This window comes from Pseudomonas bharatica CSV86 (genome assembly GCF_000319305.2).
Lineage (GTDB): Bacteria > Pseudomonadota > Gammaproteobacteria > Pseudomonadales > Pseudomonadaceae > Aquipseudomonas > Aquipseudomonas bharatica.
This window is the reverse complement of record NZ_AMWJ02000001.1, coordinates 159,892-172,505: the sequence shown is the minus strand read 5'-3', so window position 1 is coordinate 172,505 and position 12,614 is coordinate 159,892. Positions and strand designations below refer to the sequence as shown.

The window sequence follows — 12,614 nt, the reverse complement described above, 5'->3', positions numbered from 1 at the left end:
AAATCTTGAGGTCTGCGCAGCACCTGTGGGAGCTGGCTTGCCAGCGATAAGGCCCTAGCCCTTCAGCCCTGAGCGCGAAGCCCCTGGCTCATGCCAAACAGAAACAGCAGCAGGTCATGGTCGGGCTGCACCTGGACCTGCGGTTTCGCCGCCCGTGGCAGCGGACAGTGCGTGGAGGCACTGATCACACCCGGACGAGGCTGCTCCCAAGCGGCGACCGCAACAGTCGCGGTAGCCAGGGCAGCCAGAAGAAACACACTTCGAGCTATTTCTAGTTTCATCACTCTAAACCTTTGACTGCGCTGCCAAACGCCATACGGTAAAAGTAGAGCAGCTTTTCCCAATCGGCGTCGCTGAACGACGAATGGCGGCGCAACTGGCGCAGATCATGGGCGGCGGCGCGGTGCTTGCTGAAGCGCTGCCGACACTTTTCCAGATCCAGCAGTGCCACTTCGGCACGCGCCTCTTTGCCCTCACCCGTCACTTTGACGAAAACATGTTTCGAATAAAGGCAGCCATGCTGCCAACGCCCCGTGTGCATGCGCGCCAGGTTGCGTGCCAGGTCCTCGAGGATGCTGTCGTGCAGTGCTTCGCCATGACGCTCCCGACCACCCTTGGCGTACCAGACGTCGATTTCCTCGAAGCCATCCAGCGCCTCGCTGACCAGCAGCGCCCGCCATTGCCGCTCGGCATCGCGCTCGACGCCGCAATAGACGATCCTGGGCACCCGCACGCCCAACTGCCCGCAACCGGTCAGTGCGGCATATTCGCGCAACACCGTGGGTCGACCGAAGGGATGCAACAGGCTGCGGTAGATATGTCCGACCTGGCGCTTGGCATAGAGCAGGTGTCCGCCGTCGTCACGCAGGCGTTGTACGCCGCTTTCGCCACCACGACGCTGGTTGGGCTCTTCCACCCACTCGCCCTGTTGTTGCCAGAAGTACTTGAATCGGTCATTTCCGGCCTGTCGGCCCGCATCTGTAACATCCATTCAATCAACCCTTTCGTAATACAGGGTATCCGGAATTTCTGGTTGATAAAATGCCAAAGATGTAAAGAAGAAAATCTTTCTCAGCGGATTATCTGATTGATCCTCTTCAGCCTACTCTACTGCCAATTTTCTGTTTCCACCTTCGCCTGAGTCTTCATAGCGATGCTGACTAGGGAGGACAGCGAGAGCTGGGCAAGCGTCAAAGCGGTTCTGGTTCATGCGCAATCCGGACACCTGCACAACATTCCTCTTGTAAGAAACCGATCAAATTCTCTAGGTGCCCATACTCGGGTATACAGACAATCGTGCGGCTATGTTTCTCCTGCCGGATCAGCCCTACCTTGGCCATGCGCGCAAGGTGATGTGATAGCGTCGAAGCAGGAATACCCAGCCCCTTCTGGATATCTCCGACCGAAGCCCCATCATGGCCAGCTTTGACCAGAAAGCGGAACACGGACAGTCGGTGACTATTCCCTAGCTCAGCTAAGCTGGCTGCAACCTTTTCGTGATCCATAGCACGCCCCAATAATTCGATGTTTCTAGAATTATAGTTGACAGGTCGGATAAACGCAAGTAGGCTGCGTACATCATTTCGACAATACTAGAAATATAGGAGTAATATTGAATGTCATCTCAACTCCAAGACGCTCTAGGCATGTTCGCCTTTCTCGCTATCGAGCTATCGGTTTTATTCATTGGCATTAGCTTGCTGGTCGGAGTTCTTCAACGTCACATCCCACCATCCAAGGTGGAAGCGTTACTGACTTCCAGTGGGAAGCGAGGCTATTTTCTTGCTGCTGGTTTAGGAGCTATAACGCCCTTCTGTAGTTGCTCGACTATCCCCATGTTGAAAGGGTTGATTCGGGCACGGGCCGGTTTTGGGCCGATGATGGTGTTTCTTTTCTCATCTCCGTTGCTGAATCCTATCGTCGTCGGCCTGCTGGTTGCCACGTTTGGATGGACACTTACTGCTATCTATGTGCTCGCCGCTTTGGTGGTCGCGGTAGGTGCCGGATGGCTGCTTCACACGCTTGGCTTCGAGCGTTATGTGCGCCGGACGGCGACACAAGAGAGCAGTGGATGTAGTTCATCAGCAAGCCCGTGCAGTGCTACATCGACCGCATCGAGTTGCGGCACCAACAGCTGCGACACCACTCCGAAGACGGCTTCTTGCGGGGCTGATAGGAAGACAACAGTCTCTACGTCTAGCGAATGCTGTGACAGTCAACCCACTGTCACGGTTAAGAAAGAAGGGAAGTACAGTGGTGTGTGGCGGGAAGCTTGGTCGGACTTTATCGATGTGTTGCCTTACCTGCTCATCGGTATTGCGATTGGCAGCGTGATCTATGGTTTCATGCCCACTGACTTATTGGAGCAGTATGCAGGCCCAGATAATCCCTTTGCCATTCCAGTTGCCGCTGTCATCGGCGTGCCGTTGTATATTCGCGCTGAAGCCGTCATACCTCTGGCAGCGGCTCTGATGGCCAAAGGCGTGGGTGCCGGGACGGTGCTAGCGTTGATCATCGGCAGTGCCGGAGCCAGCCTGACTGAGCTCATTCTGTTGCGCTCTTTGTTCACGCTGAAGCTTTTAGCGGCGTTTTTAGCAGTCATTTTTGCTATGGCGATGATTGCCGGTTACGCCACCTACCTGTTTTTCTGATCAAGGCGGGAGATGATTAATTCGTTAAGCCTTCCTGGGTACCAGTTGGTGGATTCTGATGAGCAGAATGAAGACATACATTTTCGGCTTGAAGCACCTACACCAGTAGCCTGCGAGGGGTGCGGCGTGCAGGGTGAGTTCGTGCGGTTCGGCAAGCGTGACGTTCCCTATCGTGATCTGCCCATCCACGGCAAGCGGGTCACTCTCTGGGTGGTCCGCCGCCGATACACCTGCCGGGCCTGCAAGACAACATTCAGGCCCCAGCTACCGGAGATGGTGGACGGATTCCGTATGACACTGCGGCTGCATGAGTACGTGGAGAAGGAATCCTTCAACCACCCCTACACCTTTGTGGCGGCACAGACCGGCCTGGACGAGAAGACGGTGCGCGACATCTTCAACGCCCGCGCCGAGTTCCTGGGGCGCTGGCACCGCTTCGAGACGCCCCGCATCCTGGGCATTGACGAGCTATACCTGAACAAGCGCTACCGCTGCATTCTGACCAACATTGAGGAGCGAACCCTGCTCGACCTGCTGGCCACCCGCCGCCAGGACGTGGTGACCAACTACCTGATGAAGCTGAAAGACCGGCAGAAGGTCGAGATCGTCAGCATGGACATGTGGAACCCCTACCGGGCAGCGGTCAAGGCTGTGCTGCCCCAGGCCCGTATCGTGGTCGATAAGTTCCATGTGGTGCGCATGGCCAACGATGCCCTAGAGAGAGTGCGCAAGGGCCTCAGAAAGGAGCTGAAACCGTCCCAGAGCCGGACTCTCAAGGGAGACCGGAAAATCCTGCTGAAACGCGCTCACGAAGTCTCAGACCGGGAGCGCCTCATCATGGAGACCTGGACAGGCGCGTTCCCGCAACTGCTGGCCGCCTACGAGCACAAGGAGCGCTTCTACGGCATCTGGGACGCCACCACACGGCTCCAGGCAGAAGCCGCCCTGGACGAGTGGATAGCCACCATCCCGAAGGGCCAAAAGGAAGTCTGGAGCGATCTGGTCAGGGCAGTGGGAAACTGGCGCGAAGAGACCATGACCTACTTCGAGACGGACATGCCCGTCACCAACGCTTACACGGAGTCCATCAACCGACTGGCCAAGGACAAGAACCGTGAAGGGCGCGGTTACTCCTTCGAGGTGATGCGGGCACGAATGCTCTACACCACGAAGCACAAGAAGAAGGCACCGACTGCGAAGGTCTCTCCTTTCTACAAGAAAACCATCGGTTACGGACTGCCGGACTTCGCAGAGGAACTCAACTACGGAGTCGATCTATCAACCATCTGATAATGGTATCAGGTTGGTGGGGTAAAGGTGCCCCATCAACCATTAAATCCGTATACCCGTAATACATAAACCCGCCACATGGCATAGAACGGCAGGAAGTCCATTCGTTCCTGGATACGGAAACCTGCCGCCCTGAATTCTTCCTCGACCGTAGCCGCCGGTAACACGAAGCGATTCTGGTAACCCCCGGTCTCACCGCGGGCGATACGCTGTGCTTCGAGCTTTTTCCGGCGCCAGGCCTTGATATTGCCGTCGACCCATAGCGAAAGGATCACGCTATCACGAGTAACCCTTTGAAATTCCTTGAGGATTTTCATCCTGTGAGGTGCTTCACCGATATGGTGGAACAGGCGCATGCAGAAAATGCTGTCGACGGCGTTGTCAGGCAAATCGATGTCGAACGCAGAAGTCTGCAAAGGACGTACCCGTTCTACGATATTCGCGGGCTGCGACCGGCAGGCGGTCTCCAGCATGGCCGGCGAATTGTCGGCGCCGATGATCACCCGGTTGGGCTTTTCCGCCAGCAGGGGCCAGAAACGCCCGGCACCGCACGGCAGGTCCAGCACCAGGCCTGGCTCGCCGGCCAGGGTCAGGGCACGCCGGGCCAGTTGCTCATCGCGCTGGTGGGACAGGCGACGGGCCAGGCTGGCCTGGTGCTTTTCGTAGTACTGCTGGGCGTGCTGGCGGTCGTACTTGTTGGAAAACTCGAGCTTGATAGGGCTGGACATGAAGGATCTCCTGACTGCAATGACCGCCACGTTACGAGTGGCGACGTTGCCGTCAGGTCATGTCGTTGTGAAAAAAACGTCAGATCAAAACCGAGGTTTTACAAAGTATTACCGCCATTCCCTTGTCCCTCAGGCATCCGGCGCCACGCCCTTGTCGCCCAAGTTCACATGGAAACGACAGCCATGGGGCTGGGTTTCGCTCAGGGTCACCACCCAGCCCTGGTCATCGCAGATCCGCTGCACCAATGACAGGCCAAGCCCGAGGCCTTCGCCACGCTTCTCTCCGCCACGCACGAACGGCTGGAACATCGCCTCGCGCTGTTCCTCGGGAATGCCCACGCCACTGTCCTCGACGGTAAAGCCATCGGCGTCGAGGGTCAGGCGGATGAAGCCCTCATCGGTGTAATGGGCCGCGTTGCGCAGCAGGTTGCCCATGACCGAATGCAGGAACGTGGCGTTGTACAGCTTCGGCGAAAGGTCGTTGACCACCAGGCTCAGTTTCAGGCCTTTCTGCTCGATGGTGTCGCGCCAGACGCCGATCAGGTCGTCGCCGGCCTCCTTCAGGGTGGTCCGTGACGCCACCGCGCCTTCGTCGCGCTGGGCCCGGGCAAGCATCAGGAAGGTCTTGACCAGCTCCTGCATTTCCTCTGTGGCCCGGGCGATCCGTTCCACCTGGGCGCGGGCGCGGCCATCGATGCCGGGGTACTCCATCAACAGCTCGCAGGAGCTGGCCAGGACCATCAAGGGCGTGCGCAATTCATGGCTGACGTCACTGGTGAACAGCCGCTCGCGGGTCAAGGCGTCGCGCAGGCGCCCGAGCGTGGCGTCGAAGGCAACCGCCAACTGGCCCACTTCGTCTGCCGCATAATCGGGGGCCAGCGGCGGCGCCAGGCCGAGCAACTGGTCGCGATGACGTACCTGACGCGCCAGGCGGATCACCGGCGCCATTACCCGGCGTGCCAGGACCCAGCCGAGGAATACCGCCAGCGCCAGGCTGAGCACGAACCCCACCACCACCACAGCGAACAGCACCCGCTCGCGCTCTTCGAAATCGCTCTGGTCCTGCAGCAGCACATAGCGCCGTCCGTCCACTACCTCGACCATGGCGTGGTAGGACAGGTGTTCGCGGAACACCTCGTGGAAACCAGGGTTGAGATGACGAAGGTCCGATGGCAGGGCGAAATCGTCGCGGCCGCCACTGTAGTAGAACAACTGGTCGGGGCGGGGCCGGTGGCTCCATTCGCTGACGCTGTCCATCAGCAGCAGGCGCTGCAGGTCACCGCCAAGCACCGAGGAAATCAGGCGCTCCTCCACCAGGTGCACGGTCGCCACGATACCGAAGGCAAACGCCCCGGCTACCAGTGCGCTCATCAGGGCGAAGGCAATGATGATCCGCTGCGCGAGGCTTTGCTTAAACTCCATCACGGCCCTCGGCCAGGCGGTAACCGACACCGTGCACGGTATGCAGCAGAGGCTTGTCGAAAGGCTTGTCGATTACTTGGCGCAATTGGTGAACGTGGCTGCGCAGACTGTCGCTGTCCGGGCAGTCGTCGCCCCAGAGGGCATCTTCCAGGACCTCGCGGCGCAGCACGTGGGGGCTTTTCTGCATCAGCACGGCGAGCAGCTTGAGGCCGACCGGGTTGAGCTTGAGCAAGCGGCCCTGACGGGTAACTTCCAGGGTATCCAAGTCGTAGCTCAGGTCGCCCACTTGCAGGCTGCGGCGCCCACCACCCTGGGCCCGGCGCAAAACGGCTTCGATGCGCGCGGCCAGTTCGGACAGGGCGAACGGCTTGAGCAGGTAGTCGTCGGCACCGGAACGGAAGCCCTGCAGGCGGTCGTCCAACTGGTCGCGGGCGGTGAGCATGATCACCGGGGTATCGCGTCGGGCATCCTCGCGCAGGCGCTTGCACAGGGTATAGCCGTCGATGCCGGGCAACATGATATCGAGGACGATCAGGTCGTAGTGCTCGGTGGCGGCCAGGTGCAGGCCGGACAGGCCGTCCTGTGCGCAATCCACGGTGTAGCCCTTGAGCCCCAGGTAATCGGCCAGGTTGGCCAGGATATCGCGGTTGTCTTCAACCAGTAGAATGCGCATGGCGTCCCTCTTCGTCGTGCTGGTGGCCTTCAGTCGGCCCTTCAGGTGGCGCAGCTTACGGTCATAGTAGACAACCCGCTAGGGCATTACGCCTACATTGTCACCTGACGTTTTTTTCACGACGGATTCACGAACGGCCCATGTGCCAGGACGGAGAATCGTGGGTCGTCTCCCTTCCGTCAGGATCACCCATGCCCGCAGCCTACGATTTCCATCCGTCGCGCCCGCTCAATCCGTGGATTGTACTGGGCATCCCCCTGTTGACCGCCGTGATCCTGATTCTTCTGGAAATGACCGACCTGGACATGATCCTGGCCAACCAGTTCTTCGATCACAGCGCCGGCCAGTTCATCGGGCGCCATAGCTACTTCCTGGAAAATATCCTGCATGACCGGGCCAAGCAGGTGGTGATCGGCTTCAGCGTACTGGCCATCATCGGCTTCCTGGCCAGCTTCGCCATGCAGCGGCTGAAGCCGATCCGCCGGGAGCTGGGCTGCCTGGTGCTGACCCTGGGCCTGGCCACCGGATTCGTCACCCCGCTCAAGGCGGTGACTGCCGTACAGTGCCCCTGGAGCCTGGGCGAGTTCGGCGGCAAGGAAACCTACAGCAAGCTGCTTGAAGCGCGCCCCCAGACCGACAAACCCGGCCGTTGCTGGCCAGGTGGGCATGCCGCTACCGGCTTTACCCTGTTTGCCCTGTTCTTCGTATTGCGCGATCGCCGGCCGCGCATGGCCAAGGCTGCACTGGTGTTCGCCTTTGCCCTCGGCACGGTGTTCTCCATCGGGCGCATGCTGCAAGGAGCGCACTTCTTCTCGCACAACGTGTGGACCGCGGTGTTTTGCTGGTTGATCGGACTGGGGTGCTATTACCTGGTGCTGTACCGCCGCAGGGCGCCGGTGCCAAGTGCCGAGGCCGGTGAGGTTGCGCAGGCCGGATAAACAACACGCAAGCTTGTGGGAGCTGGCTTGCCAGCGATGAGGTCGGCTTGAGCAATGATGGTGTCAGGTCGGGCCCAATCGCTGCGGTGCGGCGATCCGACAAGCCAGCTCCCACAAGGTCCTGAGCCAGCTGTGGGATTTGCGTCCGACACATGGCCCTGTGGGAGCTGGCGTTGCCAGCGATGAGGCCCGACCGGGCATAAAAAAGCCCCGCATCTAGCGGGGCTCTTTTTTGCAGCAGGGCAAGGCTGGCTTACATCATGCCGCCCATGCCACCCATGCCGCCCATGTCCGGCATGCCGGCAGCAGGCTTGTCTTCAGGCAGGTCGGCAACCATGGCCTCGGTGGTGATCATCAGACCGCCGATCGAAGCAGCAGCTTGCAGCGCCGAACGGGTGACCTTGGCAGGGTCCAGGATACCCATGTCGATCATGTCGCCGTATTCGCCGGTGGCAGCGTTGTAACCGAAGTTGCCGGTACCTTGCTTGACCTTGTCGACTACCACGCTTGGCTCGTCGCCGGCGTTGGCAACGATCTGGCGCAGCGGCGCTTCAACAGCGCGACGCAGCAGGGCGATACCGACGTTCTGGTCTTCGTTGTCGCCACGCAGGTCGGCGATCGCTTGCAGCGAGCGAACCAGGGCAACACCACCGCCAGGCACCACGCCTTCTTCGACGGCTGCACGGGTAGCGTGCAGGGCGTCTTCAACGCGGGCTTTCTTCTCTTTCATCTCGACTTCGGTGCCAGCACCGACCTTGATCACGGCAACACCGCCAGCCAGCTTGGCCAGGCGCTCTTGCAGTTTTTCACGGTCGTAGTCGGACGAGGTTTCTTCGATCTGGGCACGGATCTGCTTGACGCGTGCTTCGATGTCGGACTCTGCACCAGCACCGTCGATGATGGTGGTGTTTTCCTTGGACAGGGTGACGCGCTTGGCGTTGCCCAGGTGCTCCAGGGTAGCGGATTCCAGGCTCAGGCCGATTTCCTCGGAGATTACGGTACCGCCGGTCAGGACGGCGATGTCCTGCAGCATGGCCTTGCGGCGGTCGCCGAAGCCAGGCGCCTTGACCGCAGCAACCTTGACGATGCCGCGCATGTTGTTGACGACCAGGGTCGCCAGCGCTTCGCCTTCGACGTCTTCAGCCACGATCAGCAGCGGACGGCCGGCCTTGGCAACGGCTTCCAGGACTGGCAGCAGTTCGCGGATGTTGGAGATCTTCTTGTCGACCAGCAGCAGCAGCGGGCCGTCCAGCTCGGCAACCATGGTGTCCGGCTTGTTGACGAAGTAAGGGGACAGGTAGCCGCGGTCGAACTGCATGCCTTCGACGACGGACAGTTCGTTTTCCAGGCCCGAGCCTTCTTCGACGGTGATCACGCCTTCTTTACCGACTTTTTCCATGGCTTCGGCGATGATGTCACCGATGGAGTTGTCGGAGTTGGCGGAGATGGTGCCTACCTGGGCGATGGCCTTGGAGTCGGCGCATGGCTTGGACAGGGCCTTCAGTTCCTTGACGATGGCCAGGGTGGCCTTGTCGATGCCGCGCTTGAGGTCCATCGGGTTCATGCCGGCGGCAACCGATTTCAGACCTTCGCTGACGATGGCCTGGGCCAGTACGGTAGCGGTGGTGGTACCGTCACCGGCTTCATCGTTGGCCTTGGAGGCAACGTCTTTCAGCAGCTGGGCGCCCATGTTTTCGAAGGCGTCTTTCAGCTCGATCTCTTTGGCGACGGATACGCCGTCCTTGGTGATGGTCGGAGCGCCGAAGCTCTTGGCCAGGACCACGTTGCGGCCTTTCGGGCCCAGGGTCGCTTTTACTGCGTCAGCCAGAACGTTGACACCAACGAGCATTTTCTTGCGGGCGGAATCGCCGAATTTTACGTCTTTAGCAGCCATGATCGTTTAATCCTTGAATACTTTTCGAGTAACGGGAAACCAGCGGAATCAACCTTCGACAACGGCGAGGATTTCGTTCTCGCTCATTACCAGCAAGTCTTCGCCGTCAACTTTCACAGTGTTGCTGCCCGAGTAAGGGCCGAAAACGACTTTGTCACCCACTTTCACGGCCAGCGCGCGCACTTCACCGTTGTCCAGGATGCGACCGGTGCCAACGGCGACTACTTCGCCACGATTGGGCTTTTCAGCGGCCGAGCCTGGCAGAACGATACCGCCAGCGGTTTTCGATTCTTCTTCGCTGCGGCGGATAACGACGCGGTCATGCAGAGGACGAAGCTTCATTGTCGATCTCTCCTGATTGTGGTTTTCATCGGCCGGTCCATGACCGGCGGGTGGTTGCTTCCGGCGTTGCCGGTGGTGGCTCGCGGGGGCGGGCCACGCTCGTGTTTGTCTGGTGCGAAATGCCCAGAAACCTTGCGGTGACCCATACATAGGGGCGCCCAAGGGGATTACAAGCCTCGCCCATGAATTTTTTTGCAATGAACGCCACGGAATGAAAAACGGCCCTTGGAAGAGCCGTTTTCAGGGAGGGGCGTGATTCAGGAATCGCGGTGTTCGTACTCACCCTCGATCACATTCGGCTGCCGCGGATTACGCCCCTGGGCACCGGGCTGGTTGTTCATGTACTCATCGGCGAACGCTCGCTGGCGCATGGCCTGTGCCTCGGCGCGCTCGCGCAGCTTGCGCCCGAGCAGGCGACGCACGAACGGCAGCAGCAGCACCAGGCCAAACACATCGCTGATAAAGCCGGGAATCAGCAGCAGACCGCCGCCCAGCGCCAGCATCAGGCCATGGAACATGTCCTCGGCGGGCATTTCGCCGCGCTGCAGGCTGTCACGGGTACGCAACGCGGTGGCCAGGCCGGCCACCCGCACCACCAGGATACCCAGGGCGGAGCCGGCGAAGATCAGCAGCAGCGCCGGGAAGAAGCCGATGGAGCTGCTCACCTTGAAAAAGACGTACAGCTCCAGGATCGGGAAAACGAGAAACAACAGTAGAAAGGCACGCATCGAGGTTTCCTCAGCGGAAGACATCTTCCAATAGACCCCAGATGGTAACTTTAGCTCGTAATTTCAAGCCTCGGCCGTCTGCGACTGCGGCCATTTCTCGGCGTGGGCCAGCAAAACCAGGGCTTCACGGACTTGTGTCGGCGTGTTGCAAGGCTCCGGGAATGCCAGCCAGTACAGCGCTTGGCCGATGCGCAGGTGCATGCCTTCACTGTCTATCCCGGCCAGTTGCGCCGGTACCGAATCCGGCAGGCCGCTGAGGGCGACGTAATGGGCGATCGCCTTGGCGTGATCGCTGTTCATGTGTTCCACCATGCCCGCCTCGGCCTTGCCGGCGAAAGGGTTGGCCAGAGTCAGTTGGTCGATCCAGTGGATGGCGCCGAAGCCGCCTATATAACGATGGCGCACCGGCTGCAGCACCCAGAAATCGAAATCATGGGCGCTGTGGTAGTTGCGCGATTCGGGGAAGTACCGGTAGTAGCGCTCGGCTGCGGCTTCGATGGCCTCGGCCTGTTCCAGCTTGCGCGCCTCGGCCAGTACGGTCAGGCGACCGACCGCCTGGACATCCTCGGCCCCGCGCTCACCCACCAGCAGCGAACACTTCGGGTCCTTCTGCAGGTTATGGGTGTGCTGGGCGATACGGCTGATCAGTATCAGCGGGTTACCCTCGGCATCCAGGCAGTACGGCACCACGGAACCGAACGGAAAGCCGGGCATGGACTTGGAATGGGTCGAGAGCACCCCGCGGTACTCCTTCAACAGCAATTCTCGGGCGGGCCTGGCTACGTTGGCGCTCACGTCTGCACTCCTGGAAACTAACCGCCCGGCACGGGCGGCGACCACGACAAGCTAATCATTATCGTTGCCGATGCCAAGGGCCCCGCCTCCCGGCTGCGGTTACCAGGTCACGCCGAAACCGGCGGTATAGCGGGTCTTGTCCAGGTCGCTGTCGCGGGTGCCGCTGATGATGTCCTTCTCGGCCTTGAGATTGAGCGACGCCCATTCGGTGACCTTGTAGCGCAGGCCCAGCTCGGCATCCAGGCTGTAGTCGGCAACATTGCCCAGCGGCTTGCCGACTTCGCCATTGGTGAAAAGCTCGACGCTCTTGCCGATCAGGAAGCGGTTGTAGTTCCACTTCATGCCGATCGAGTAGAAATTGTCCTTGCCGCCGTCGGCGTACTCGTAATCGGTGCGGTTGAGCAGCGAGCCGAGGGAGAAGGCGCCCAGCTCGTCGTCCCAGAACTGGTAGCCAGGGCCAGTACCCACGGTGCGCTGGCGAGCCAGGTCCTCGATGTGGTCGCGCTTGTATTCCAGGCGCCCCTGCCAGAACCACTGGTCGGTGATGAAGCGGTCGAGCGCGTATTCGGCGCTCCAGTTGTTGGTGGTAGTGACGTCGTCCTTGCTGTCGCGGTTGTATTCGCCTTCGGCATTGTGCCGCCAGCGCCCGTGACGAGCGGTAGTCTTGAAGTCAACGTCGTAGTCATCGGTATCGGTTTCAGCGCGCTTGTAGTCCAGGGCCAGGTCTACGTTGCCCTTCCAGATCAGGTCCTCGACCACCGGCTTGGGCTTCATGATCTGCTGGATACTGGCCAGTTCCACGGTTTTTGGCGCTTCACCGTTGGCCAGGGTGACCTGGCCCTCCTCGGCAGCGTGCAGCGACTTGGCCCGCTCACCGTTGTATTCGTCCTGCTTGACCAGCAGTTCCCGATCGCTCTCCAGGGTCTTGACCTGCTTCCAGTCCAGCGCGATGGAGCCGCCGTAGGGTGTTTCCAGCAGCAGTTTGCCGCCATCGAACACCTTGATCTTGCCGCTCAGGCGGTCGCCGTTCTTCATCCACACGGTATCGGCGAGAGTCGGCGTACAGGCGCCAACCAGTGCAAGGCACAACAGGGTTCTAGAATACATAGGCAATACTGGAATTCAGGTTCGCGAAAAAAGTCGGGCATTATCC

General features: G+C 60.1%; 14 protein-coding genes. 3 read left to right on the top strand and 11 right to left on the bottom strand.

Translation table 11 applies throughout. The annotated features are described in order from the left end of the window. Nucleotides 1–62: 62 nt before the first annotated feature. The 3 genes from CSV86_RS31555 to CSV86_RS00805 all read right to left on the bottom strand — a co-directional run bounded on the left by CSV86_RS31555 (nucleotide 63) and on the right by CSV86_RS00805 (nucleotide 1,505). Nucleotides 63–281 (bottom strand): hypothetical protein, encoded by a 219-nt coding sequence (locus CSV86_RS31555; protein WP_009394722.1) that lies wholly within the window; start codon nucleotides 279–281, stop codon nucleotides 63–65. Continuing rightward, on the bottom strand, nucleotides 281–991 hold the full coding sequence (locus CSV86_RS00810) for a lipopolysaccharide kinase InaA family protein (RefSeq protein WP_009394721.1): 711 nt from the start codon (nucleotides 989–991) through the stop codon (nucleotides 281–283). Before CSV86_RS00810 ends, CSV86_RS31555 begins: the two co-directional genes overlap by 1 nt. Before the next feature lie 199 nt (nucleotides 992–1,190). Then, complete coding sequence (locus CSV86_RS00805; protein WP_000349485.1) at nucleotides 1,191–1,505, bottom strand: ArsR/SmtB family transcription factor; 315 nt, start codon at nucleotides 1,503–1,505, stop codon at nucleotides 1,191–1,193. A gap of 141 nt (nucleotides 1,506–1,646) precedes the next feature. Between CSV86_RS00805 and CSV86_RS00800 the strand changes: the two genes are divergently transcribed. Next, entirely contained in the window at nucleotides 1,647–2,651 is a 1,005-nt protein-coding gene (locus tag CSV86_RS00800) for a permease (RefSeq protein ID WP_040363373.1), read from the top strand. Between the two features lie 12 nt (nucleotides 2,652–2,663). Beyond that, a complete protein-coding gene (locus CSV86_RS00795) occupies nucleotides 2,664–3,941 on the top strand; it encodes an ISL3 family transposase (protein ID WP_000610830.1) in 1,278 nt (425 codons plus the stop codon). Between the two features lie 35 nt (nucleotides 3,942–3,976). Here CSV86_RS00795 and CSV86_RS00790 read toward each other — a convergent pair whose 3' ends face one another. The 3 genes from CSV86_RS00790 to colR all read right to left on the bottom strand — a co-directional run bounded on the left by CSV86_RS00790 (nucleotide 3,977) and on the right by colR (nucleotide 6,764). Beyond that, nucleotides 3,977–4,669 (bottom strand): class I SAM-dependent methyltransferase, encoded by a 693-nt coding sequence (locus tag CSV86_RS00790; RefSeq protein ID WP_009395560.1) that lies wholly within the window; start codon nucleotides 4,667–4,669, stop codon nucleotides 3,977–3,979. 129 nt (nucleotides 4,670–4,798) lie between these two features. Beyond that, nucleotides 4,799–6,091 carry a sensor histidine kinase gene (locus CSV86_RS00785; protein ID WP_009395558.1) on the bottom strand — a complete coding sequence of 431 codons (1,293 nt, stop codon included), beginning with the start codon at nucleotides 6,089–6,091 and terminating at the stop codon, nucleotides 4,799–4,801. After that, on the bottom strand, nucleotides 6,081–6,764 hold the full coding sequence (gene colR / locus CSV86_RS00780; protein WP_009395556.1) for a two-component system response regulator ColR: 684 nt from the start codon (nucleotides 6,762–6,764) through the stop codon (nucleotides 6,081–6,083). The genes CSV86_RS00785 and colR overlap by 11 nt, the downstream gene beginning before the upstream one ends. A gap of 191 nt (nucleotides 6,765–6,955) precedes the next feature. Between colR and CSV86_RS00775 the strand changes: the two genes are divergently transcribed. Further along, complete coding sequence (locus CSV86_RS00775; protein WP_009395554.1) at nucleotides 6,956–7,702, top strand: phosphatase PAP2 family protein; 747 nt, start codon at nucleotides 6,956–6,958, stop codon at nucleotides 7,700–7,702. Nucleotides 7,703–7,955: 253 nt separating this feature from the next. Here the strand turns inward: CSV86_RS00775 and groL are convergent, their stop codons facing one another. The 5 genes from groL to CSV86_RS00750 all read right to left on the bottom strand — a co-directional run bounded on the left by groL (nucleotide 7,956) and on the right by CSV86_RS00750 (nucleotide 12,568). Further along, nucleotides 7,956–9,596, bottom strand: coding sequence for a chaperonin GroEL (groL, locus tag CSV86_RS00770; RefSeq protein ID WP_009395552.1), 1,641 nt, complete (start codon nucleotides 9,594–9,596; stop codon nucleotides 7,956–7,958). Nucleotides 9,597–9,644: 48 nt separating this feature from the next. Then, nucleotides 9,645–9,938 (bottom strand): co-chaperone GroES, encoded by a 294-nt coding sequence (locus CSV86_RS00765; protein WP_009395550.1) that lies wholly within the window; start codon nucleotides 9,936–9,938, stop codon nucleotides 9,645–9,647. A gap of 257 nt (nucleotides 9,939–10,195) precedes the next feature. Next, nucleotides 10,196–10,666, bottom strand: a complete 471-nt coding sequence (locus tag CSV86_RS00760; RefSeq protein WP_009395548.1) for an FxsA family protein — start codon at nucleotides 10,664–10,666, stop codon at nucleotides 10,196–10,198. Between the two features lie 63 nt (nucleotides 10,667–10,729). Continuing rightward, the gene (locus tag CSV86_RS00755) at nucleotides 10,730–11,461 is read right to left on the bottom strand and encodes a HugZ family pyridoxamine 5'-phosphate oxidase (RefSeq protein WP_009395547.1); all 732 of its coding nucleotides are present in this window, start codon (nucleotides 11,459–11,461) and stop codon (nucleotides 10,730–10,732) included. Nucleotides 11,462–11,560: 99 nt separating this feature from the next. Then, on the bottom strand, nucleotides 11,561–12,568 hold the full coding sequence (locus CSV86_RS00750; protein WP_009395546.1) for a DUF481 domain-containing protein: 1,008 nt from the start codon (nucleotides 12,566–12,568) through the stop codon (nucleotides 11,561–11,563). Between the last annotated feature and the right edge of the window lie 46 nt (nucleotides 12,569–12,614).